The following is a 24,207-nucleotide window of genomic DNA, read 5'->3' on the forward strand; positions in this document are numbered from 1 at the left end:
GCTTGCTCAGAGCGCCGATCCGTGCGCAGAGGATAAGGGGACAGGACAATAAAACAATCGTGAATGTTTATATTGTCGTCTCGGCCGATTTCCGGACGTAAGCCCGATGTTAACCATGGATAAGGGAATATCCCCTAGTCGCGCCTCTGGATGGGGGACCGCCTGTGCGCGTCTCGGGAATGAGGGATAATTTCTATGGTTCGTATGGTCAGTCATGTCGCGCTGGTCTGTGCGGCTGTCATGAGCACGCCGGTCATGGCGCAGGAACAGGCACCCGGTGCGGCGGATACCGATGGCGATATCATCGTCACCGCCCGCAAGCGCGAGGAACGCGCGGTCGATGTGCCGATCGCGGTCACGGCGGTCAGCGGCGCGGTGCTGGAGAAGCGCGGTGCGGCGAATCTGGCGGACTTCCTGCAGGAAGCGCCCGGCGTCGGCATCTATGACGGCGGCTCGGCGCTGGGCACCAAGATCACGATCCGTGGCATCTCGTCGTCGCTGGGCGCGAACGAGAACGGGTTCTACCTCGACGACCTGCCGTTCACCGGCGTCACCGTGCCGCTCAGCCCGGACGTGCGGGCCTGGGACCTCGACCGCGTCGAAATCCTGCGCGGGCCGCAGGGAACGCTGTTCGGTGAGGGTTCGATGGGCGGCACCGTGCGCATCCTGACGCGCGGCGCGGACCTCGACGAGTGGGAGGCCAAGGGCCTCGGCATGGTCTCGGACACGCGCGGCGGCGGCACCAATGCGGGCGCCAAGGGTGCCTTCAACGCACCCATCATTCCCGGCGTGCTCGCGTTGCGTGTCGCTGGCACGCATGAACGCTATCAGGGCTGGGTCGATAACAGCGACACCGGCAAGACCAACGTCAACGACCAGACTTACGACACTTTCCGCGCCAAGCTGCGCTTCGATCCCATCGACCGGCTGTCGATCACCGGCAGCTACTGGTGGTCGAAGTCGGACTTCCCGGCGGGCGGATCGAGCGCGCGCGACGACGACCAGCAGACGCGCGGCACGGTGCCCTACAGCAAGAGCCGCATGGAACTCTACGGAGCGACGGCCCGCTACGACCTTGGTGGGGCGGAACTGTTCTACTCCTACACGCACAGCGACTTCGGGGTGCCGCAGAGCGGCATGTCCTCGATCGGCAGCATCGAGACGAACATCGACATCGCGCTCGACGCGCACGAGCTGCGCCTTGCCTCCACCGGCGACGGCCCGCTCAAGTGGACCGTGGGCGCATATGCGCGCGATTCCCAGCGCAACGACACCGTCAAGTTCCCCGCGCGGGGCATCGACAACGATGCGCAGATCAACTCGCGCGCCCGCGCCCTCTTCGGCGAGGCGACTTACACGCTGCCCGGCGTGCCCGTCGATCTGACCGCGGGCCTGCGTTACTTCGAGGACCGCCTGCGCGGCTTCGAGGCCAATTCCGGCGTCGTCACCGACCAGCCGGGCGACACCTACAAGTCGTGGAACCCGCGCTTCTCGGTGGCGTGGCACCCGGTGGAAAACACCACGATCTACGCCAGCGCCGCCAAGGGCTTCCGCTCGGGCCAGTTGCAGCCGACCGTGCCGCTGATCCTCGGCCCGATCTACGGCGTGGAACTGCCTGCCGCGCTCAGCCAGGATTCGATCTGGACTTATGAAGTCGGCGCCAAGGCCGAACTGTGGGAGCGCAGGCTCTCGCTCGAAGCCGCCGTGTTCTACAGCGACTGGAAGGACGTGGCGGTTCGCATCCCGATCCCGGGGACTTCGTTCAACGGACTGGTCAATTCCAACGGCACCCACACCAAGGGCGCCGAACTGAGCCTCGTCGCGCAGCCGGTGCAGGGCCTGACGCTCTCGGCGGGCGGCGCCTACGTCGATGCCGAGTACACCGACGCGGTGGCCGGCACCGCCATCGTCAAGGGCTCGGCCGTGGACGACGTGGCGAAGTTCACCGCCAATGCCTCGCTCGATTATGCGACGGCGATCACCGACACGGTGCAGGCGTTCGGCCGCGTGGGCTGGCAGCACAGCTCGCCGCGCCGCAATTCGTCCTACGCGGCGTTCCTGCCCGGCGACACCATCGACCGCGTGGATGCCCGGATCGGTGTCGAGTTCGCGCAGCTGACCATCGCCCTGTTCGCCGACAACCTGACCGACGAGAACGGCGCCACCAGCTTCCGTCAGGTACAGCAGATCGGGCCGACGAGCTTCGACATCACCTCGAACCGCCTGCGCCCGCGGACGCTGGGCGTGGAAGCCAGCTTCCGCTTCGGCGGCTCGGCGCGCTGATCCATACCTGCCCCGCCGCGAGTCCATCGCGGCGGGGCGCCCTTGCGATGCTCGCGCGCGGCGATATATGGTTCATATACGAATCATATATGGAACTACCCAATGGGCATCGTGAACATCGATGATGACCTGCACGAACAGGTCCGCCGCGCGAGCAAGGTCTCCTGTCGCTCGATCAACGCGCAGGCCGCGTACTGGATCAAGGTCGGCATGCTGTGCGAGACCAATCCCGGCCTCAGCTTCGCCGAGATCATGGAACGCGAACTCAGTTCGGCCGGAGTGCTGCCGCCAACGCTGGGGGTAAGGGCCGCGTGACCAAGACGCCTGAAGAACTGGCGCTGATGGCGCAGGCCGGGCGTCTGCTGGCCTCGGTGTTCGAGATGCTGGATACCGTGCCGCTCATCGGCAGGTCGACGCTCGATATCGATACTCTCGTCGAGCGGTTCATCGTCGATGATCTCAAGTCGCGTCCTGCCAGCAAGGGGCAGTACGGCTATGGCTTCGTGCTCAATTCCTCGGTCAACGACGTGGTCTGCCATGGCGTGCCGTCGTCGTCGGACGTGCTGCGGGACGGGGATATCGTCAACTTCGACATCACGCTGGAGAAGGAAGGTTTCATCGCCGATTCCAGCAAAACCTACATGGTCGGCAATGTCGATCCGGTAGCACGCAGGCTGGTGCAGGTCACTTACGAGGCGCTGTGGATGGGCATTCGCACCGTCCGCCCCGGCGCGAGGCTGGGTGACATCGGCGCCGCGATCGAGAAGCACGCCAAGCGCCACGGCTATTCGATCGTGCGCGAATACTGCGGCCACGGCATCGGCCGCGAGATGCATGAGGACCCGCAGATCCTCCACTTCGGCCGGCCGAACACCGGCATGATGCTGCGCGAGGGCATGGTCTTCACCATCGAGCCGATGCTCAATCGCGGGCGCCGCAGCGTCTGGACGGAAGACGACGGCTGGACGGTGCGAACGAAGGACGGCTCGCTGTCCGCCCAGTTCGAACACACCGTCGCCGTCACCGCCACCGGCGTATCGGTGCTGACGCTGCGCTCGGACGAGCGCGAGATGGTGCGGCGTAGGAAGGTCGCCGCCTGACCCTTTCACCAACCTCGTCATTGCTTCGCTACGCTGGCAATGACGAGGTGATGGTGCGGAGTTACTCCTCCGGCTTGACCCCGTGGCGTTCCAGGAAGCCGAAGATGCTGTTCCACAGGTGCACGCTGATGCGCGGGCCGCGCACGGCGTGGGTCTGGCCGGGGTAGAGCATCATCTCGAACGGCGTCGCCTCGCCCTGCATTTTCGCGATGAGGGTGGTGCTGTTCTCGAAGACCACGTTGTCGTCCGACATGCCGTGAATCAGCAGCAGCGGGTCGGCGATCTTCCCGGCATCGTCCAGGGTGTCGGCCTTGCGATAGGCATCGGCGACCTTGCGCGGATCACCCATGTAGCGCTCGGTGTAATGGGTGTCGTAAAGCTCCCACTTCGTCACTGGCGCGCCCGATATGCCCGCCGCATAGAGACCGGGATCGGCCTCCAGCATCTTGAGCGTCATGTAGCCGCCGTAGGACCAGCCGTAAGTCGCGATCTTGGCCGGATCGACGAAGTCCAGCGTCTTGAGGTACTCGGCCCCGGCGCGCTGGTCCTGCACCTCGACGGTACCCATAGCCTGATGGATCTGCGATTCGAAGGCGACCCCGCGATTGGCGCTGCCGCGGTTGTCGATCTCGAAGTAGATGTAGCCCTTGTCGACGATGGCCTGCGCCAGCGCGCCCTTCCATCCGCGCGTCACGGTCTGGACGTGCGGGCCGCCGTAATGCTCGAAGAACACCGGGTAGCGCTTGCCGGGCCTCAGCGGCGGGGTGATCATCATCCAGTGCAGGTCGGAGCCGTCCGCTGCCTTGATCGTGCCGAACGTTGTTGGTCTATGGCTGGCCAGATAGGGGCCATAGGGATGCGTGGCATCCAGCTTGTTCTCCTCCACCCAGGCCAGACGCTTGCCGTTCTCGTCGGCGATGTAGGTCTGCGAAGGCTGCATCGTCGAGGAGCGGGTGACGAGCACCGTCGATCCGTCCCGGCTGCCCGATGCGGCATTGGCCCAGCCCGCTTCGGTCAGCTGCTTCGGGGTGCCGGGCTTCGCGAGATCGATGGCATAGAGCTGCGGGGCCAGCACATCGTCGCGGTTGCCTAGGAACAGCACGCGGCCCTTCGCCTCGTCTACGGAGACCAGCTTGGTCACCATCCACTTGCCCGAAGTCAGCTGCTGCCACTTGCCGTTCCGGAAATGGTAGAGGTGCCCGTAGCCGTCGCGCTCCGACCACCAGACGAGGCTGCCATCCTTCAGGAAACGGTAGTTGTCAGTCAGGTTGACCCAGCTGCCCCTGGCGGCCTCTTCGGTGAACAGGACGCGGCTCTTGCCGGTCTGCGGGTCCACCGCCAGCATGTCGAGGCGGGTCTGCTCGCGGTTCTGGCGCTGGACGTAGAGCGTGCGCCCGTCACGCGCCCAGTTGACGCGGGCGAGGTAGATGTCGCGGTCGGGGCCGAGGTCCACTTCGACGCTGCCGCTGCCGTCCGGCTTCATCACATGGAGCGAGACGAGGGCATTGGGCGTGCCTGCCGCCGGGTAGCGTTGCTGGTAGGTGTGGGTGCCCTCGGCCCCGATCGCGGTGCGGGTGACCACGCCGACCGGCGCCTCGTCATAGCGCTCCACGGCGATGAGCTTGTCGTCGGGCGACCACCAATAGCCGTCCATGCGCGCCATTTCTTCCTGCGCGACGAACTCGGCCTCGCCCCAGTGGACGGTGTCGGCGGTTTCCTTCGGGGTGATCGGCTTGTGCTCGGTCCCGCCGAGCGGGCCGACGTAGAGCCGCCCGTCGCGCACGAACGAGACATAGGCACCCCTCGGGCTCAGCGCGGCGTTCAGCTCGTCCTCGGGGGAATCGGTCAGGCGGCGCACCGAACCGTCGATCCCGGCGAGGTAGAGATCGCCGTCGAGCGGGACCAGCACGGCATCGCCGCCCTCGGTCCATTCGTAGGAGATGATGCCCTTGAGGCTGCCGACGCGCTGGCGTTCGCGCTGCATCTTCTCCGCCTCGCTGAGCGCGCGGCCCGAGCCCAGCTTGAGGGAATCGACGAGCATGCGCCATTCGCCATTGCGGCGGTCATAGGCCCACAGATCGTAGCGGTCCTTGTCCTCGGCGCGGCCGCGCAGCAGCGTGATGTAGCGCCCGTCCGGAGAGACCCTGACCGCGCGCGGCTGCGGGCCGTCCAGCGAGGGGCTGGCGAAGACGCGGTCGAAGGTCAGGTTTTGCGCGGTTTCAGAGTCGGCGGTCAGGGGCATGGCAGATGCATTCCGTTCGGCGGGGGCGGCAAAAGCGGGAAGGGCGGCAGTAGGCAGCGCGGCTAGGATGCAGGCGCTCAGCAGACGGGCTCTGTTCATGTCGGGTTTCCTAATCACAGGTCCGTGCGAGGGGAAGCCATTGGCACCATCTTCGACATTTCTTATGTGGAGCATCATGCGCGTTCGGGTCGGCGGGGAGACCGCAATTTGACAAAGAGGTGGGCAGCGGGCCTGTCGATGGCTCTGCTGACGATGACGGGTGCCGGCTCGGCCCAAGGGCGGGAGCACGCGCAAGTGGGGGCATGGGCACCCCGCGCCCGTGCGGCGGCCTCCTATCTCGACGGCCAGTGGGGCAAGCCGGACGGCTGGGCGCAAAGCGAGGCGTGGCAACGCTTCGTGATCGTGGACGCCCTGCTGGACCATGCGCGCCGCACCGGGGACGATCGCTGGAACGCGCGTGTCTCTGCAGCGGTGCGCAATCGCTCGGGGCTCTACCTCAACGATGACGACTTGTGGGCCGTCATCGCCAACGTCCACGCCTGGCAGGTGGAGCGCGATCCCGAATTGCTCGACTATGCGAGCACGACTTATCGGCGCCTCGTTACCGCTTATTGGGACGATCGTTGCGGCGGCGGGATCTGGTGGGACCGCAAGCGGACGTACAAGAACGCGATCACCAACGAACTTCTGCTCTATGCTTCGACGCAGCTCTACCTCGCGACCGGGGAGGCGAGCTATCGCGACTGGGCCTTGCGCACGTGGGCCTGGATCGATGGATCGACGATGATCGATGGCGATGGGCTGGTGAACGACGGCCTCGACGCCGCCTGCCGCAACAATGGCCAGCCTCGCTTTACTTACAACCAGGGCGTTCTGCTCGGCGGGCTGGGCGATCTTGCCCGCATCACCGGCGATGGCCGCTATCGCGCGCTTGCCGTCAGGACCGCACTGGCGGCGACCCGCAAGCTCTCCACGCCGGAAGGCATCCTGCGCGAACCCGTGCCCTCGATCGGTGCGGACGGGCGCATGTTCAAGGGGGTTTTCGCGTTCCATCTCGGCCGCTTGCTGGACGACCTGCCCGATGGTCCGGAGCGCGGTGAACTTGCCGCATGGGCCGATCGCAATGCCGAGGCGGTCTGGACGCTAAGTGATGCCGGCGCCAGGGCCATCGCCGGAGACTGGTCCGAGGCCGCCTCGCAGACGGATGCGGCGGCGCAGACCTCGGGTCTTGCGATGATGCTCGCCGCAGCGGGAGCGGGGCGGGAAAGTGCTGCGGGGCATTCCGGCGCCGATCGCTAGGGTTCTGTCTCTGGGTTTGATCCCGAGGGTCGGTTTGCCATATGACGTCCACAATGGACGCAAACGATATCGCACAGGGCATCCGCCAGTTGACCCCCCGCCAGCGCGAGCGGCGAGAGCGGATACAGGCGGCGACGTTCGCCCTGCTTGCGCTTCATGGCGGCGAAGCGCTGTCGATGCGCCTGATCGCGGAAACCGCAGGCGTCGCCGAGCGTACGCTGTTCAACATCTACGGCTCCAAGGACCGCCTCTTCGCCTTCAACGCGCGCGAGCGCAGCGAGGAGACCATCGCCCAGGCCCATGACGAGGGCGGGGAGGGCTTCGGCTTCTTCGAGGTGCTCCCCAGCCGGTTGGCCGAGAAAACCTTCGAGGCGCCCGAACTCGCGCGGGCGTTCGGGTCCATCCTCGTCGAGCACGCGGACATGGTCGGCCTGCCGGACGTCTACGAGCGCTTCGCCGGGGGGGCGCTTAAAATCATGCGAGCAGAGGGCCTTGTAGCCATCGACGACATCGCCACCGTGTCCCGCTTCGTGTGCATGAGGATGGTCGGCACGATCGTGCTCTGGGCCAAACGCGAGATACCGGACGATGCACTCGAAACCCACTTGCGGCTCGCGATCTGCCAGGTGCTGCTGCCTTATGCAGAAGATCCGCTGGCGACGCAGTTGAGGGACCGGGCGCGGGTACTGACGCGCGCGCTGACCAGGGTGGTTACCCCCGCCTAGCATTTATTGCAGTCCACTGCATTTTTTAATGAAGATACGTTCCGCCCAGTCTCGAATACGAGGCACCGGGGGGCGACCAAGTCAGAACAGGCCCTTTCCGGTTCAAGGGGAAAGGAGCTTTCGATGTCTGGAGAGGCAGCACGAACCGTGCGTACCGCGCTCATGGCGAGCATTGCCATGTCGGCTTTCGCATTCACATCCGCAAATGCTCAGGAAGCGGTCGTAGCGCCGCCGCCAGCACCCGCTGCGCAGGAGCATGCCGAAGGCGGTCTCGGCGACATCGTCGTCACCGCGCGACGCCGGGCGGAGAGCCTGCAGGACGTGCCGGTCGCCGTCACCGCGCTGACCGCCGAAGTGCTTGAACGCTACGACATGACCAGCCTGGAGAAGATCTCCACGCAGACGCCGCAGTTCACGATCGGCCGCGCCTCGAACGGCTCGGGCGCGCAGCTGACCTTGCGCGGCATCGGGTCGTCCTCGACCTCGATCGGTATCGAGCAGTCGGTCGCGGTCGTCGTCGATGGCGTCTACTACGGCCAGGGCCGCGTCATCAATGAGGGCTTCCTCGACCTTGAGGGCGTGGAAGTGCTGAAGGGGCCGCAGTCGCTGTTCTTCGGAAAGAACGCCACCGCCGGCGTGATTTCGCTGCGTACAGCAGACCCCACATCCAGCCCCGAATTCAAGGCCAAGCTGGGCTACGAGTTCCGAGCCAAAGAACTGGTCGGCGAGTTCGTCGGCTCCGGCCCGATCACCGAGACACTGGGCGTGCGCGTTGCCGTGCGGGCATCGAACATGTGGGGCGGCTATTTCAAGAACGGCGGCATCGACAAGACCTACAACACCTTCGACGTCGCCACCGGCGTGACGACGCCGCACTTCGCACCGGCCTATGACGGCGACAACCCCGGCAACAAGGAACTGCTCGGCCGCGTGACGCTGGTGTGGGACCCCGGCAACGATTTCAAGTTCACGCTGAAGGCAAACGGCTCGACCTCGAAGAACAACAACAATTCGTGGAATTACGTCCCATTCGGATGTGCAACGGGGACGTATTCGCTGAACCCGGCGATCAAGTGTGGCAAGTCGTTCACCGTCTACCAGAACTATTTCCCGGAAGACCTCGCCGGCACGAACCCGTGGTCGCGTGACGACGGCGCGCTGTACAACACCTACAAGAGCTGGGCCGTCACCGGCACCGCGGAATACGCGATGGACAACGTTGATCTCACCTGGGTCAACAACTTCAACCGTAACGTCAACCAGTGGGCGTGCGACTGTACCTTCGTATCGAGCGATCTGGCCGCCGCGCCTTCGTCCGAGCGGTCCATCTACCACGCATTCTCGAGCGAGTTGCGCGCCCAGACCAGGTTCGACGGGCCGATCAACCTCCTCGTCGGCGCGTATTACCAGAAGACCCATCGCAACCACCGCCAGAGCGGCTCGTTCGGCAACATCGAGGATTCGACCGCCTCGGCCGAATATCGCTACCTCGGCTACTTCAAGCATTCCGAAACCCATGGTGAGACGCTGTCCGCCTATGGGCAGGCGACCTGGAAGATCCTGCCGACGCTTGAGGCTGCCGTGGGCGTCCGCTACATTCACGAAACCAAGGACAGCTATCTCGTCCAGCCTTACGTGAACGCCGCGTTGCAAGGGATCTTCCTGCAGGATACGCCCATCAACGCGGACCAGACCTTCAACAACTGGTCGCCCGAAGCGACGCTGACGTGGAAGCCGACGGATGACGTCACCGTCTACGGTGCCTACAAGACCGCGTACAAGTCCGGCGGGTTCTCGAACTCCGGTTTCGTCAGCGCCAGCACGGTTCCCAGCGACGTCGCGTTCGCCCCGGAAAAGGCGCGCGGTTTCGAAGTCGGCATCAAGTCCAAACTGCTCGACAACCAGCTGCGCCTGAATTTCGACGTCTACAGCTACAAGTACGTCAACCTGCAGGTCGACTTCTTCAATTCGCAGACGTTTGCCTTCATCACCACCAACGCCGGTGCCGCGCGGACCAAGGGTGCGGAACTGGAGTTCGAATTCGCACCCTACGCCGCGCCGGGCCTCAACCTGCACGGCTCGATCAACTACAACAAGGCGCGCTATCTGAACTACATCGCACCCTGCTATGGTGGTCAGTCGGTGGCGCAAGGCTGCGACACCACGTTCCAGGGCGCACCGGGCCAGGACCTGAGCGGCGCTCCCACGGCCGTCGCGCCTCGATGGACCGGTTCGCTCGGCGTCGGCTATGAAAGCGACATCGGTGAGGGCACCAAGCTGGGTGCCACGATCGACACGCGCTATTCCAGCACCTACCTTACCTCCAGTTTCGCGCATCCGCTCTCGCGTCAGGCGAAGTACCTGACGGTGGACGGCACGATCCGCGTGAAGTTCAACGATGAACGCTTCGAACTGGCCCTGATCGGCAAAAACCTGACCAACCAGTTCATCGTCGGCGGTGCGATCGACGCGCCGAACACCGGCAATACCGGGATTGCCGACCAGATCGGCTTCGTCAACCTGCCCCGCACGGTGCAGTTGCAGGCCAGCGTGAGGTTCTGATCCAGTGGGCCGACGCATGATGCGTCGGCCCTTTCCATCGAAAGGAGCGGCCATGACCGACCTTCAGACGCTCATCGCCAAGGATGAAATCCGTGACCTCGCCATGCGCTATATGCGTGGACAGGATCGGCTCGATCGTGCGCTGCAACTGGATACTTTCTGGCCGGATTCGACGACCGACTACGGCATCTTCAAGGGCAGCGGACCGGACTTCGTCGCCTTCGCGCAGGACCTGCTGACCCAGCATCTCGCCAACCAGCACATCATCGGGCAGCACCTGATCGAGTTCGACGAAACCGATCCCGACCGCGCCTATGGCGAAGTCTACTATTACGCTTTCCACCGCATCCTGGCCGAAGGCGTGCCCACCGACATGATCATCAGCGGCCGCTATGTCGATCGCTACGAACGGCGGGGCACGGAGTGGCGCTTCGCCCACCGCAGCGAACTCGTCGACTGGGCGCGCACGGAGCCTGCCGCAGACGGCATCCTGTCCGGCGACCTCGCCGCCTGCCTGCTTGGCCGCCACGACATGACCGACCGATCCTACGATCGCGAATGGCTCAGCAACGCCTGACCGGAAAGAGATAACCCAATGACCCATAAGAGCATCATCGTCACCGGCGCCGCGTCTGCGGGCGGCCTCGGCTTCGCCACCGCACGTCTGTTGGCCCGGGAAGGCCACGGCGTGACCCTGACCGACCTCGATGGCGATGCCGCCGCGGCCCGTGCCGAGGAATTGCGCGCTGAGGGCCTTGCCGCCACCGGATTCGCGCAGGACGTCACCGACGAAGCGGGCTGGGCCACGCTGATCGATACGGTGAAGGCGCAGACCGGCCGCATCGACGGCCTCGTCAACAACGCGGGCATCGCGGTACTCAAGTGGACCGCCGACCTCGATCCTGCCGCATGGGACCGGCAGATCAACGTCAATCTCAAGAGCGTCTACCTCGGCTGCCGGGCGGTCCTGCCGGTGATGGAGGCGCAAGGCGCAGGCTCCATCGTCAACTTGTCTTCCGTCGCCGGACTCGTCGGCATTCCCGGAGCTTCGGCCTACGCCGCGAGCAAGGGGGGCGTGCGGCTCTACTCCAAGTCGCTGGCGCTGGAAGTCGCCGCCAAGGGCATCCGTGTGAACTCGGTTCACCCCGGCGTGATCTGGACCGACATGCAGAAGGTCGCGATTGAGGACAACCCGGACCAGTACGACGCCATCAACGCCATGATCCCGATGAAGCGCATGGGCGAGCCCGACGACATCGGCAACATGATCGCCTTCCTCCTGTCCGACCGCGCCAGATACGTGACCGGCGGCGAGTTCGTAGTCGACGGCGGCCTCACCGCGCAGTGATGCCCTCCGGCGTCAGACCAGCACTTCGGCGGTCTGACGCCCGGCCTCGCCGAAGATGCGCAAGTAGCGGTCGATCTCCGCAAGGTCGCCGGTCGCCTTCGCGGGATTGTCGGAAAGCTTGACGGCCGGCCGACCATTCGCTTCCACCACCTTGCAAACGAGCGAAATCGGATCGAGGCCGTTCGTCGCGAAAGGTGCGCAGCCACGGAAGTCGTTCGTCAGGTTGGTGCCCCAACCGAAGCTCATGCGCACGCGGCCGTGGAAGTGGCGATAGGTCGCCTCGATGCTGTCAATGTCCATGCCGTCGGAAAAGATCAGCAGCTTCGTGCGGGGGTCGCGGCCCTTTTCCTCCCACCAGCGGATGATCTGCTCTCCGCCTTCGATCGGCGGGGCGCTGTCCGGGCGAAAGCCGGTCCAGTCGGCCAGCCAGTCGGGCGCATTGCGAAGGAACGAGGCGGTGCCGAAGGCGTCGGGCAACGCGATGAGCAGGTTGCCGCCGTAGTGCGCGCTCCAGTCCTGCAGCACGCGGTAGGGAGCGCTCGCCAGTTCATCCTCATTGTTCGACAACGCAGCGTAGACCATCGGCAGCTCATGCGCGTTGGTGCCGATCGCCTCGAGGTCCGCGTCCATCGCCAGCAGCACGTTGGAGGAGCCGATGAAGCGCTCGCCCAGTCCTTCCTTCAGGGCCTCGACGCACCAGCGCTGCCACAGGAAGCCGTGCCGCCGCCGCGTGCCGAAGTCCGAAATGACCAGATCGGGGAGCGTCGACAGCCGCTCCACCTTCTCCCACAGCTTGGCCTTGGCACGGGCGTAGAGTACATCGAGTTCGAACCGTCCGCGCCCCTTCATCGCCGCGCGCGACCGTAGTTCGTTGATGATCGCAAGCGCCGGAATCTCCCACATCAGCGTATGGGTCCAAGAGCCGTGGAAGCGCAGTTCGTACTGGCCGTCGCGCTTTTGCAATTCGTACTCGGGCAAGCGGAACTCGGCCAGCCACGCGATGAATTCCGGGCTGAACATTTGCCTGCGGCCATAGAAACTGTTGCCCGCCAGCCAGATCAGCTCCTTCTTGCCGAACCGCAGCGAGCGCGCATGATCGAGCTGCGCGCGTAATTCTGTTTCGTCGATGACTTCGGCAAGGCGGACGCTGCGGGTGCGGTTGATCAGCTCGAAGGTCGCCTGCACCTCGGGGTGAAGCTGCCGGATCATCTGCAGCATCAGCAGCTTGTAGAAATCGGTGTCGAGCAGGCTGCGCACGATCGGATCGAGCCGCCAGTTGTGGTTGTAGGTGCGCGTGGCGATATCGGTGAAGACCATGGTGGACCTGCTCAGGCGTTGACGTTGATCGGGCGGAAACGGAAGAGTTCGGCAGGGCGGAACGAGGCCCCGGTCTCGCGCTCCCCGGTGGCTTCGAGCCATCCCCGGTCGAGCATGCGGCGACGGAACGCCGACTTGTTCAGGGATTGGCCAAGGATCGCCTCGTGCACGTCCTGCAGGGCGCGCAGCGTGAACCGCTCCGGCAGAAGTGCGAAGGCGAGGGGGGAGTAGTCGATCTTCCCGCGCAGCCGTTGCATGGCGACGCCCAGGATATCCGCGTGGTCGAAAGCCAGCGGGAGGACGCCGTTCCTGCCTGTGACCTGTGCCGGTTTCCCGTCGGTTACCGAGATACGCGCCAGTGTCAGCGCAGGGTCTGCCTCCAAAGCGGAGGAGAAACGATCGGCCGGCAGCAGCGCGAAATAGGCGACGCTGATGACCCGCATGCGCGGATCGCGATCGACACCGCCGAACGTATAGAGTTGCTCCACATAGGCGCCGTCCATGTGGGCCTTGTCGGCAAGGATCCTGCGTGCCGCGGCGTCGAGATCCTCATCCACCGCGACGAAGCCGCCGGGCAGTGCCGACTTGCCGGCATGGGGCTGCTCGTCCCGTCGAATAACTAAAACCGTTGGACGGCCGTCCACGACCGACATGAGCACGAGATCGACTGTGACCGAGGGACGGCCATAGGCCTGGACATCATAGTCCGCCAGGAATTCAGCCTCGTCCTGCAGCACGTCATTCAGTCCTTATGTGCAAGTTGCGCTTTACTTATGTGCACTATGAATATATGTCAAGTGCATCAGCAACAGCAGGAGGCTCCGGTGGGCAGCTTCGTCATAGTCGTGGATATGCAGCATGACTTCGTGCGGACTTCCGGAGCGCTTCCGGTTCCCGATGCCGAGGCGATCGTGGCGCCGATGCAAAGCTGGCTGGGGTCGCTCGATCCGCAGGACGTGGCGGGCGTGTTGATGACGTTCGATACCCACCAGGCCTTAAATTACGTTGGATCGGCGGAAGCAGAGCTGTTCCCGCTCCATTGCGAAAAGGACACCCCGGGCTGGGAAAGCGTGCTCGATACTTCTGCAATAAACCCCGCCATTCCACTCTACACGCTTGAAAAAAATGTGTTCGACATGTGGCGGGAGGATGCCGTCAGCGTCCGCTCCACTCACGGCGCGCAGATCGAACGTGAGGCGTTCTTCGGCGGCCTGGCGGCTCAGGGTGTAGATCGTGTGACCGTAGTGGGCGTGGCGGCCGACTACTGCGTGCGTTGGGCTGTAGAAGGACTGCTCGCGCGCGGTTTCGCCGTGGACATTTCGGCTTCGTTGACGCGGGGAATTTCTCAGGATGCCCGGGCCGTTGCGCAGGAACTGGGCCGCGAGGACCGCCTGCGGCTGGCGGCATGAGGAACTCTTGCACTGATAGATAACCCGGCGCGGATGTCCGGTTTGTCGTCCAGTGGATAATCACGGTCGCTTTCGTGATCTCGTGCCTCGATGGGGTAAGGGTCGGTACGCCCCATCCGAGGAAGGACCATGATGCGACTAGAGCAGCCCGACATGCGCCCGGATACGGGCCGGGCAATCGGACCCATGATCGCGTGGATCACCGTCGCTACGCTGTTCCTGGCGCAGATCGTGTCCACCATTGATCGCGGCATGCTGGCGCTGGTGATCGACCCGGTGCGTCATGACCTCTCGATCAGCGAGATGCAGATCGCGTTGCTGCAGGGGTTCGCGTTCTCCATCTTCTACGTCACTGTCGGCCTGCCGCTGGGTGCCGTCGCGGATGTGGTCAACCGGCGGCGTCTGCTCATTGGCGGGATCGTGGTGTGGAGCGCGGCGACGATCGCTGGCGGCTTCGCACAGGGCTTCGGGTCGATGTTCGCATCGCGCCTGTTCATCGGCGTCGGCGAGGCCGTGCTGGGGCCATGCGCGGTGACGATGATCAGCGACCTGTTCCCGCCGCACCGGCGCGGACGTCCGATGGCACTCTACGTCTTTGGCAGCATGATCGCCTATGGCCTCGGCTCGCTGGTCAGCGGGGTGATCCTCGACCTGGCGCCAAAGGGGGTGTTCGCCGGGCTGCCGATCATCGGCGCGCTTGCCCCCTGGCGCATCGCGTTCGCGCTGGTCGGCGGATCGGGTCTTCTGATCGTCATCCTGCTGTTCCTGCTGCGCGAGCCTGCGCGCCGAACCGACGACGCCACGAGTTCGGAACCCAAGCTCTCCTTCGCCGAGGGTCTCGGCCTGCTGGCGGCGCAGCGTTCGGTTTTCCTGCCGCTCTACGGATCGCTGGCGCTCTACGCCATGGGCGGTTCGGTGGCGACGGGGTGGGGTGCGGTGTTCCTCACCCGCGCGTTCGGCTACCAGGTCGGCGCGGCGGGACAAGGCCTCGGCACCAGCCAGATCGCGTGGTCGGTGGCCGGAGCGCTCGTCGCCAGCGTCGTCGTCGATCGCGTAGGGGCTCGTTCGGGCGCACGTGGACGCATGCGGCTCGCGGGGATACTGTCGCTGGTCGGCATTCCATCCTGTCTGCCGCTGCTGTCGGGAAGCGGCCCGCTGGCGATGGCCATGCTGGGCGAGGTCATGCTGGTCAGCGCGATCTACGGCACGACGATGCTCTCGGTCATCTCCGAGATCGCGCCGACCAAGGTGCGGGGCTTCGCCGTTGCGCTCTATGCCTTCGTGATGACCATCATCGGCGGCTCGCTCGGCCCGCTGGCGGTGGCATGGCTTACCGAGTCGGTCTTCGGCTCTCCGCTGGCGGTCGGCCGATCGATGGCGATCGTCGGGGTGTGCGCCTTCGTCGCGGCCTCGTTCCTCGCTCTCCGCGCGGCTTCGCGCATCACCTCTGACGAACGGAACTGACGATGTCCAAGATCCTGCGCGGCTATGCGCCGAGCCGCTTCGGCCAACTCCACTACCGTATCGCCGTGTGCGACAGTCCGGACGCGTTGCCGCCGCTGCTGTGCCTCCACCAGACGCCGAGCAACAGCGGCGACTGGGTGCCGGTGATGGAGCCGTTGTCGGCAAAGCGCACCGTGATCGCCGTCGATACACCCGGCTACGGCATGAGCGACTCCCCGCCCGAGCCGGTCACCATCGAGGATTTCGCCGAGATCATGGCGCAGTTCATGACCGACCTCGCGGCAGAGGGCGTGATCCCCGGTGGCCCGTTCGACGTCATGGGTTTCCATACCGGATCGCTGGTTGCCACGCAGCTTGCCCGCAGCCTGCCCGAGCAGGTACGCCGTGCGGTGGTCTTCGGGCTTGCGGCTTACCCTGCCGAACTGCGCGAAGCCAAGCTTGCCAACCTGCTGACGGCTTTCCCGCCGCCGGGACCCGACCTCGCGCATGTCGAGAAACTCTGGGCGATCATCGGCCAGTTGAGCGACCCGCGCATCTCCTACGAAGAACGCCACATCAGCATGGCCGAATGCCTGCGTCTCGGTGCGCGGATGCCCTGGGGATACATTTCGGTCTATCGTTTCGACTTTCTCGGTGCGATGGCCGAAGTGGCCCAGCCGGTGCTGGTGATGAACCCCGAGGACGATTTGTGGGAGCCGACTCTCGCGACCTCGCATCATTATCCCAACGGCCGCCGTGTCGATCTCCTCGGGGTGAAGCACGGCGTGCTCAAGCTGGAGAATGCCCGGGTCGTCGGCGAGATCGACGCTTTCCTGAGTTGACCCACTTGAGCCGGGCGGCGGACATGCCACATTGTCCGTCCGCCCGATTGCCAGGATGAAGGAAGACCCGTGAACCTCGTGCAGCTTAAGCGAATGATCGCGATCTACGAGAGCGGGAGCCTGCGCAAGGCATCGAAGGCGGTCGGCATCACGCAACCCGCGCTCACGCTCAGCATCCGCCAGCTCGAGGAGGAGTTCAACACCAGCCTCTTCGAGCGCGGTCCCAACGGCGTGCGTCCGACCGAGATGTGCGAAAAGCTGGTCCAGCGCGCGCGCCTCATGCTGATGGAGGAGCAGCGCATCCTCCATGATCTCGCCACGGCCAACCGCGTGCCCAAGGTGGCGGTGGGGGTGCATCCCATCATCATGAACGACACCATGAGCCGGGCAATGCGCCAGTTCGTCGAACAGGCCTGCCACATCGACATGTGGGTGCGGGAGGGCTATACGACGCAGCTGCTCGATCTGCTGTCGTCCGGTGATCTGGACTTCGCGTTTTGCGGCCTGCCCGAAGGCTACGCGGACGACACGCTCGACTTCGAACCGCTGTTCACGCGCGAATATGCCGTCGTCGCCACGCCCGACCATCCGGTCTTCACCCTGACCGACAAGGACTTCGCCAAAGGCACCGATTTCGTGTGGGCGCACGTCAGCGCCTACGAGACGGCCGATCCCATCGACAACGACGATGTCGTGAACATGCTGGGCCGGTTCGGTTACCGGCCTGAGAGCAAGTCGGTTAAGGCGTCTTCGACCACCTTCGTCAAGGCGATGATCCTGCATTCAGGGATGATCGGCATGGTCGCTTGCGAGGCGGTAGCCGACGAACTGGCGAACGGCACATTGAAGCGTCTGGCGGGTTCGGAAATCCCGGCACCCGCCTTCGGCTTCATCACGCTCAAGGATCGCTACGAGACCCGCACGATCCGGTTGCTGAAGGCGACCATCCGGCAATGGTGCGCCCGCAAGCCGAACTGAACGCTGGTCACGCCTCGTCGAGGAAGGCGTTGAGCACGCGCCCGGTGGCGGGCGGATTGTCCTGCATCACGAAAGCGCCCGAATTCTCGACCACGGCAGTCTTGCCGTGCCTGAGTTTGGCCTCGGCGTCGCTGCGGAACTTGAGGTATGCCTTGTCGAATTGCCCATAGACCAGCAGCGTCGGTGCTTCGATCCGGCTCATGGTCCCGGCGATCTCGGTGATCGCGACACCGCGCTCGGAGGGCTGGATCCACTTGCCTGCGGCCCTGCGGCTGAGGATGCCGTCCGCGTTGATCGGGCCGGTATTGATGATGCCGAAGGTCCTGGACAAAAGTTCGGGCGACGTCGGCACCGGATCGCCGTTCTTGTCGAACAGTGCACCCTGTTTGTCGTCCACTGCCACTTTGATCTCGGCCAGCGAGCGGCGATGGCCGAGCGCGCAGGAGACGAGCGCCAGCTTGTTGACCCGCTCCGGCCAGAACGCGGCAAGCGGCACGGCAAGGCAGCCGCCGAGCGAGGTGCCGATCAGGTCCACCTTGTCGAAGCCGAGTTCGTCGAACGCACCGACCAGCAGCGCCGCCGTTTCGCCGAGGCTCTGGATGTAGGGTGCCGGGCCATCCCAGCGCGAGCCGCCATGGCCGGGAAGGTCGAACGCATAGACCTGCCGCCCCTTGGCCAGCATCGGTGCGACGAAACGCCAGTCGGATAGCCAGCCACCCAGCTTGTGAAGCAGCACCACCGGCGGCTTGCCCGCAACCGGCTCTCCGATCACGGCATAGTGCAGCACGCCGCCCGCGCGACGCAGTTCTCCGAACCGGGTCCACTCACCCTTGGGTGGCACCGGCAGGCTCGCGGACTTTACGCCTGACTTCTGCGCGGCGAGGGCGGGAAAAGCGCTGACTGCTCCGGCCAGTCCGATACCTCTGGCAACATCACGACGGCTCAACATGATCCTATTCCTCTTCGAGAGTGGCAGTAGCGGTCAGGCCCACATCCGGGGTTCGCATCCCAGCGCGGGATTGGCGACGAAGGCATTTTCGGGGCGCGGCAGGCCCAGATTCTCGCGCAGGGTATCGCCTTCGTATTCGTCGCGGAACAGGCCCCGCTTCTGAAGGATGGGGATGACCTGGTCGACGAAGTCCTCAAGCACACCGGGCTGGTAGTTGGGCGAGAGCGAGAAACCGTCGGCTGCGCCCGCACGGAACCAGTTCTCGCACAAGTCGGCCACCTGTTCGGGCGTGCCGGTATAGGAGAAGCTGGCACGCGAGACGACGACGCGGCGGGCGAGCAGGCCGATCGGCAGGTCTTCCTCGCGGGCCATGCGGATGATCGACTGCTGCACCCACTTGCCGCCGTTGGTCTCTGGCAGATCGGGCAGGCGGTCGTTGACCGAAAGGTGCGAGAGATCGACGCCCAGCTGCAGACTGAGCGTGCGCAGCGCCAGTGCCTCGGGAACGAGGTCGAGCAGTTCCTCGTCGGCGCGGCGGGCCTCGGCCTCGCTGGCGCGGACCATGAGCTGCACCGACGGAATGATCTTCACATGGTCCGGATTACGGCCGAAGGCGGCGGCGCGGGCGCGCATGTCGTCGCGGAACTCCTTCGCGACTTCCACCGAACTGGCGGCGGTGAAGATCATGTCCGCCGTGCGTGCGGCCAATGCACGGCCGGGGCCGGAGCCGCCTGCCTGCACGATGATCGGGTGCCCCTGCGGCGGACGGGCGACATTGAGCGGACCGGCAACCGTGAAGTGCTCGCCCTTGTGGCCGAGTTCGTGGACCTTGGCGGGGTCGAAGTAGCGCGCCGCCTCACGGTCGCGCAGGATCGCGCCGTCCTCCCAGCTGTCCCAGAGGTTCTTGCACACGTCCACGAACTCCTCGGCGCGGGCGTAGCGGGCGTCATGGTCCATGTTGAGATCGCGGCCGAAGTTGCGCGCCTCGCCGTCGCTGGCGGAGGTGACGACGTTCCAGCCCGCGCGGCCTTTGGAGATGTGGTCCAGCGAGGCGAAGCGGCGGGCGATCGCGTAAGGCTCGTTGTACGTGGTCGAGGCGGTGGCGATCAGGCCGATGTGCTTCGTGACGACGGCCAGCGCGGCGAGCAGTGTGGTCGGCTCCAGCTTGCCTGCGTAATCGGTGGCGGCGAAGGCGTCCTTGCCGGAAATGCTCGGAAAGCCCTGGGAATCGCCTGAGAAGTAGCAGTGCATCTTCCCGCGCTCGGCCGTCTGGGCGAGGTGGGCGAAGTGCGCGAAATCATGCTGGTCCACGGCAGGCGCGCCGGGCCAGCGCCATCCGCCGGGATGCGCGCCGCTGTTGTGGATGAAGGTGGCGAGAATCATATGGTTGGGGTCGGGCATGGTACGGGCTCCGGGGAGATCACAAGTGGCTGGCGCCGATGACACGCGCCAGTTCGCCGTCCGCCGGGGCGGAGCGATAGGCGCGCGCGGCGGCCGCGAAACAGGCCGCCGCCAGCACGAGGCATGGCAGGACGACGAGGACGAAGGAAGCAGCGATGCGCGAGGGATCGCCGAGCACCTTCTCCGAGACGAAGGCGATGGCGAACGGCCCTCCGGCGCCTGCGGGCAAGGCGGCGACGACGCTGAGGAAAGCGTACGAGAACCCGCGCATGTCGTTGGGCACGATCTCCTGCACGGTCGCGTTCATGGCGACGTTGAGCATCGGCGTGGTCAGGCTGATCGTGGCAAGCGCGGCAATGGCAAGACCAAGGCCCGGCGCATAGCCTGCGAAGGCGGTGGGCAGCGCGACCAGCGGCAGCACCGCCATCAGTCCGATGCGCCCGGCCTTGCGGGTGTCCGCCGCGAAGCCGCCGAGCAGGTAGCCTGAGACACCGGCGATGAGCATGCCGAGACCGAGCAGGTTGGCGATCTGCGGCAGCGTCAGCCCATACGTGCGCATCAGCAGCGGCGCGGTCCACGAGGTCACGCCGACGAAGGCGAGGTAATAGAGGCAGAAACCGGCGAACAGCGGCACGACCAGCTTCCGCTGGCGGCCGAGATAGGCCAGCTTGTCACCCACCCGCGCGGGTGCCCTTGCCTCGGCGGGAAGGCCGCGCCGGACGGGTTCGCGGATGGTCAGAAAGGCGAGGCCCACGGCCGGACCGACGATCCCGCAGAGCAGGAAAGCGCTGCGCCACGGGACGACGAGGCCGTAGCCCGGCAGCGCGATATGCAGCTTCGCGGCGAGGATCGCGCCGGGGATCACCGAGGACAGCGCCGTGCCGATGGTCGCGCCGATGAGGTATGCGCTCAACGCGCGGCCGCGACGGTCGGGCGGGAACATGTCCGCGATCAGCGACATGGCGGCAGGCGCGACCGCCGCTTCGCCAAGGCCGACGAGGGCACGGAACACGAAGAACGTCTCGAAATTCGGCGCGAGGCCCCCGAGCGCGGTGGACAGACTCCAGACGATGATCGCGCCGCCGAGCACACGCTTGCGGACATGACGGTCCACCAGAGAGCCCAGCCACAGGCCGCACACCCCGCTCAGCAGCGAATAGGCAAGGCCCATGAGCAGGCCCATGCGAATGTCGTCGATGCCGAGGTCGGCCTTGATCGGCTCCGCAAGAACGCCAACGATGGCCTTGTCGATGCTGTAGAAATTGGCCGCCAGGAACAGCAGCAGCATCGGCCAGAGCGTCTGGCGGACCGGAGGGAAGGGCGCCGGGGTGTCAGTCGACACGAACGGTGCGCCCGTCGATGCAGGCCATCAGGCGGCCGTCGGCATCGTTGAGGATCTCGACCGTGTCACCGTCGAGGTAGATGATGTCCTCGAAGTGGAACTTGCCGATCTCCGGGCCGATCCAGGGCAGGTCGCAGCTGAGGACCATGCGGTCGACCAGTTCGAAGCTGTGCATGCCGCCGCCCGGATGCGGGTGATCGGTGTGCTCGAGCCCGACCGAGTGCAGGCCGCAGGCGCGGAACTCGGGGTTGCCGTGGGCCTGGATCGAGGCGACGACGGCCTTCTCCACGTCGGTGGAGAGACGACCGGCGCGAAATTCCGGCAGAGCCGCCTGCCAGCCAAGGCGCGTGGCGTTGTAGCGCTTGAGCTGTTCGGGTGAGGGCTCGCCGATCACGGCGGTGCGGCCGATGTCGCTGGTGTAGTGCGAGAACTCTGCGGTGGCGTCGAAGGTCACCATGTCGCCCTGTTGCAATTCGGCGTTCTTGGGCAGGCGCCCGAAGCCGGGGCGGTACGGGGTGATGAGCAGGAACACCGGGCGCCCGCCCGCCAGCGCGGCGGCGGACCAGAACACCCGCTCCGCCTCGGCGCAGGTGGCCCCGGCGGCCAGCGCCTCGGCCGAGAGCTGGAGCGAGAGTTCGGTCTTGCGGGCGGCGGCGCGCATGTTGGCCATCTCGGCGGGCGTCTTGACCATGCGCATGTCGCGCAGGAGATCGCGCGCAGGGACCACGTCGATGGTGCCGCCGAGCAGTTCGTTGACATCGAGGCCGAGGCCGCGATCCTCGAACGCCACGCGCGAGCGGTCGAGGCCGAGTTCGCGCAAGTATTGCGCCACGGCTTCCTGATGGTTCTGCGGCAGCCCCTCGGCGGTCAGCGCGGCCTGCACGCCGCCCGCGCCGATGCCGGGCTTGCGGGCGTAGCCGCGCACCGCCATCCACGTGCCCTGCCCCTGCTGGGGCTGGCCCATATCGACCTCGACGGTCAGCACGGCGGCATCGAGCGCATGGTCGCGCGGCAGGATCGCCAGCGCGAGATCGCCGAAGCCCCAGCTGGCGTCGGTGGCCCAGCTGGAGAGGTAGTAGGTATTGATCGGGGTCGAGGCGACGACGACCGCTATGTCCTCGCGGTCCATCAGAGCGTCGGCGCGGTCTCGATTGATGAGCATCAGGTCAGGTCCGTCTGGAGGTATCAGGCGACAGGCGCGGAGCGGCGGCCACGCACGAGGCGGCCGGGCAGGGCGCCGGTGGGAATGTCGTCGCGGGCGGTGACGACGCCGGAGAGGATCGTCGCGGTGTAACCGCTCGCCCCTTGCGTCAGGCGGCGGCCACCGGCGGGAAGGTCGAAGCTGGCGCGCGGCGGGGCAAGGCGCAGACGGTCGTAATCGATGACGTTGAGATCGGCCTTGTAGCCCGGCGCGATGATGCCGCGATCGCCGAAGCCGCCGACATGGGCGGTGTGGCCGGTCATCAGGTGCACCGCTTCCGGGATCGAGAGGCGCTCTCCCACGCGGTCGCGGGTCCAGTAGGTGAGCAGGAACGTCTGCATGCTGCCATCACAAATCGCGCCGACATGCGCACCGCCGTCGCCGAGCCCGAGCACGGTATCCTCGCGCCGCAGCATGTGGTGGACGACGTCGAGGTTGTAATGCGTGTAGTTGCGCGCCGGGAAGTAGAGGATGGCCTGACCGTCCTCCTCCAGCAGCGCATCGTAGGCAACCTCATAGACACTGCAGCCGCGCTGGCCGGCAATGATGTCGAACCGAGCGCTTTCGGGCGGGGCATAATCCGGGTTTTCGCCCATGGCATAGCACTGGGAGACTTCGCGCATGAACGCCGGATACTTTTTCGGGTCGAGCGGCAGGCCCATTTCCGAGAGGATCGTGGCCTTAACCTCGGCTTTGCGCATTTCCCGCGCGCGCGCAGCGATGGGCAGGTCTTCGATGGCTTCGTAAGTCGGGCAGCCGCGGAACGGATTGAGCGATAACTGATGGCCGAACAGAACGCCGACCGGGCGGCCGACGACCTGCCCATAGATGTCGATCCCCTGCGCACGGCTGGCGGCGCAGGCGTCGGCGATCTCGCGCCAGCGGTCGGGTGCTTCGTTATACTGCAGGAGCGGGAACGTGACCGTCTGCCCCGAAGCCTCCGCAACGCGCGACAGCATGCGGAACTCGGACGAGAAGCCGTTGCCGGTATCGAACTCGGAGGCCGACATGAACAGATGCCGCCCAAACGGCTTCATGGCCATGGCGATGGTGAGGAGTTCGTCCTCGCTCGCGGTGGTGACCGGAAGCTGGTCGCCGCTGGCGGTGCGGTGACCGATGACGCGGGTGGTGGAGAAGCCGAAGGCACCTGCCTCCAGTCCCTCGCGGACGATGGCGGCCATGGCCTGCATGTCGGCGCCGGTGGCCGGTTCGCGCTCGATGGCGCGCTGACCCATGACGTGAACGCGCACCGGAATATGCGGGACGGCGACGGCGAAGTCGGCATCCATGTGCCGCTGCTCGATGGCGTCCATGTATTCGGGGAAGCTCTCCCAGTTCCACGGGAGGCCTTCGGCCATCACGATGCCGGGAATGTCCTCGACGCCTTCCATGACGTCGATCATCTGTTCGCGCATGTCGGGGCGGCAGGGCGCGAAGCCGACGCCGCAGTTGCCCATGAGCACGCTCGTCACGCCGTGATTGGTCGAGGGCGAGAACTGCGTATCCCAGGTGACTTGCGCGTCGTAGTGGGTGTGGATATCGACGAAGCCGGGCGTGACCAGCTTGCCGCGCGCGTCGATCTCCTCGCGCCCGGAACCCGTGACGGTTCCCGTCGCGACGATTACGCCGTCACGCAGTGCGACGTCCCCCTCGAAGAGTTCGGCGGCGGTGCCGTCGGCGACGGTGCCGCCGCGAATGACCAGATCGTATTCGCTCATCGTCGTATCCATCTGCTCAAGTTGACATTCGTTGCGCGGCGGAATGCA

Annotated in this window: 20 protein-coding genes; 12 read left to right on the forward strand and 8 right to left on the reverse strand. The window is 65.5% G+C overall.

Translation table 11 applies throughout. The annotated features are described in order from the left end of the window. Nucleotides 1–195 precede the first annotated feature (195 nt). From ACODRZ_RS06960 to map, 3 genes are all read left to right on the forward strand, one after another. Nucleotides 196–2,283 (forward strand): TonB-dependent receptor, encoded by a 2,088-nt coding sequence (locus ACODRZ_RS06960; protein WP_488969212.1) that lies wholly within the window; start codon nt 196–198, stop codon nt 2,281–2,283. A gap of 102 nt (nt 2,284–2,385) precedes the next feature. Then, the gene (locus ACODRZ_RS06965) at nt 2,386–2,598 is read left to right on the forward strand and encodes a ParD-like family protein (RefSeq protein WP_008830224.1); all 213 of its coding nucleotides are present in this window, start codon (nt 2,386–2,388) and stop codon (nt 2,596–2,598) included. Then, on the forward strand, nt 2,595–3,383 hold the full coding sequence (map, locus tag ACODRZ_RS06970) for a type I methionyl aminopeptidase (protein WP_488969211.1): 789 nt from the start codon (nt 2,595–2,597) through the stop codon (nt 3,381–3,383). The genes ACODRZ_RS06965 and map overlap by 4 nt, the downstream gene beginning before the upstream one ends. A 61-nt stretch (nt 3,384–3,444) precedes the next feature. On the opposite strand, the gene ACODRZ_RS06975 is transcribed toward map, so the two are convergent. After that, the gene (locus ACODRZ_RS06975; protein ID WP_488969210.1) at nt 3,445–5,724 is read right to left on the reverse strand and encodes a S9 family peptidase; all 2,280 of its coding nucleotides are present in this window, start codon (nt 5,722–5,724) and stop codon (nt 3,445–3,447) included. 108 nt (nt 5,725–5,832) lie between these two features. Between ACODRZ_RS06975 and ACODRZ_RS06980 the strand changes: the two genes are divergently transcribed. The 5 genes from ACODRZ_RS06980 to ACODRZ_RS07000 all read left to right on the forward strand — a co-directional run bounded on the left by ACODRZ_RS06980 (nt 5,833) and on the right by ACODRZ_RS07000 (nt 11,559). Next, complete coding sequence (locus ACODRZ_RS06980; RefSeq protein ID WP_488969209.1) at nt 5,833–6,924, forward strand: glycoside hydrolase family 76 protein; 1,092 nt, start codon at nt 5,833–5,835, stop codon at nt 6,922–6,924. Nucleotides 6,925–6,977: 53 nt separating this feature from the next. Then, nucleotides 6,978–7,649: a TetR/AcrR family transcriptional regulator gene (locus ACODRZ_RS06985; RefSeq protein ID WP_488969208.1), complete on the forward strand. Its 672-nt coding sequence runs from the start codon at nt 6,978–6,980 to the stop codon at nt 7,647–7,649. Nucleotides 7,650–7,772: 123 nt separating this feature from the next. Beyond that, nucleotides 7,773–10,211 carry a TonB-dependent receptor gene (locus tag ACODRZ_RS06990; RefSeq protein WP_488969207.1) on the forward strand — a complete coding sequence of 813 codons (2,439 nt, stop codon included), beginning with the start codon at nt 7,773–7,775 and terminating at the stop codon, nt 10,209–10,211. A gap of 52 nt (nt 10,212–10,263) precedes the next feature. Then, complete coding sequence (locus ACODRZ_RS06995) at nt 10,264–10,788, forward strand: nuclear transport factor 2 family protein (RefSeq protein WP_488969206.1); 525 nt, start codon at nt 10,264–10,266, stop codon at nt 10,786–10,788. An 18-nt stretch (nt 10,789–10,806) separates the two neighbouring features. After that, complete coding sequence (locus ACODRZ_RS07000) at nt 10,807–11,559, forward strand: SDR family NAD(P)-dependent oxidoreductase (RefSeq protein ID WP_488969205.1); 753 nt, start codon at nt 10,807–10,809, stop codon at nt 11,557–11,559. A gap of 12 nt (nt 11,560–11,571) precedes the next feature. Here ACODRZ_RS07000 and pncB read toward each other — a convergent pair whose 3' ends face one another. Both pncB and ACODRZ_RS07010 read right to left on the reverse strand, forming a co-directional pair. Continuing rightward, a complete protein-coding gene (gene pncB, locus ACODRZ_RS07005; protein ID WP_488969204.1) occupies nt 11,572–12,876 on the reverse strand; it encodes a nicotinate phosphoribosyltransferase in 1,305 nt (434 codons plus the stop codon). An 11-nt stretch (nt 12,877–12,887) separates the two neighbouring features. Continuing rightward, nucleotides 12,888–13,613, reverse strand: a complete 726-nt coding sequence (locus ACODRZ_RS07010; protein WP_488969203.1) for an NUDIX hydrolase — start codon at nt 13,611–13,613, stop codon at nt 12,888–12,890. Nucleotides 13,614–13,700: 87 nt separating this feature from the next. Here ACODRZ_RS07010 and ACODRZ_RS07015 point away from each other — a divergent pair, with 87 nt between their 5' ends. The 4 genes from ACODRZ_RS07015 (at nt 13,701) to ACODRZ_RS07030 (ending at nt 17,548) form a co-directional block, all read left to right on the forward strand. After that, on the forward strand, nt 13,701–14,285 hold the full coding sequence (locus tag ACODRZ_RS07015; RefSeq protein WP_488969202.1) for a cysteine hydrolase family protein: 585 nt from the start codon (nt 13,701–13,703) through the stop codon (nt 14,283–14,285). Between the two features lie 129 nt (nt 14,286–14,414). Continuing rightward, the gene (locus ACODRZ_RS07020) at nt 14,415–15,749 is read left to right on the forward strand and encodes an MFS transporter (protein WP_488969201.1); all 1,335 of its coding nucleotides are present in this window, start codon (nt 14,415–14,417) and stop codon (nt 15,747–15,749) included. Between the two features lie 2 nt (nt 15,750–15,751). Next, the gene (locus ACODRZ_RS07025) at nt 15,752–16,570 is read left to right on the forward strand and encodes an alpha/beta fold hydrolase (protein ID WP_488969200.1); all 819 of its coding nucleotides are present in this window, start codon (nt 15,752–15,754) and stop codon (nt 16,568–16,570) included. A 69-nt stretch (nt 16,571–16,639) separates the two neighbouring features. Continuing rightward, nucleotides 16,640–17,548, forward strand: a complete 909-nt coding sequence (locus ACODRZ_RS07030) for a LysR family transcriptional regulator (protein ID WP_488969199.1) — start codon at nt 16,640–16,642, stop codon at nt 17,546–17,548. A 7-nt stretch (nt 17,549–17,555) separates the two neighbouring features. Here ACODRZ_RS07030 and ACODRZ_RS07035 read toward each other — a convergent pair whose 3' ends face one another. From ACODRZ_RS07035 to ACODRZ_RS07055, 5 genes are read right to left on the reverse strand one after another with little or no spacing between them, the layout of a single operon-like run. Continuing rightward, nucleotides 17,556–18,497, reverse strand: coding sequence for an alpha/beta fold hydrolase (locus ACODRZ_RS07035; RefSeq protein WP_488969198.1), 942 nt, complete (start codon nt 18,495–18,497; stop codon nt 17,556–17,558). A 33-nt stretch (nt 18,498–18,530) separates the two neighbouring features. Further along, a complete protein-coding gene (locus tag ACODRZ_RS07040) occupies nt 18,531–19,898 on the reverse strand; it encodes an LLM class flavin-dependent oxidoreductase (protein WP_488969197.1) in 1,368 nt (455 codons plus the stop codon). 19 nt (nt 19,899–19,917) lie between these two features. After that, nucleotides 19,918–21,240, reverse strand: a complete 1,323-nt coding sequence (locus ACODRZ_RS07045; RefSeq protein ID WP_488969196.1) for an MFS transporter — start codon at nt 21,238–21,240, stop codon at nt 19,918–19,920. Then, the gene (locus ACODRZ_RS07050) at nt 21,230–22,402 is read right to left on the reverse strand and encodes a M24 family metallopeptidase (RefSeq protein ID WP_488969195.1); all 1,173 of its coding nucleotides are present in this window, start codon (nt 22,400–22,402) and stop codon (nt 21,230–21,232) included. Before ACODRZ_RS07050 ends, ACODRZ_RS07045 begins: the two co-directional genes overlap by 11 nt. 23 nt (nt 22,403–22,425) lie before the next feature. Next, nucleotides 22,426–24,159 carry an N-acyl-D-amino-acid deacylase family protein gene (locus ACODRZ_RS07055; RefSeq protein ID WP_488969194.1) on the reverse strand — a complete coding sequence of 578 codons (1,734 nt, stop codon included), beginning with the start codon at nt 24,157–24,159 and terminating at the stop codon, nt 22,426–22,428. Nucleotides 24,160–24,207 lie beyond the last annotated feature (48 nt).

It is taken from the genome of Novosphingobium sp. FG90 (genome assembly GCF_057808725.1).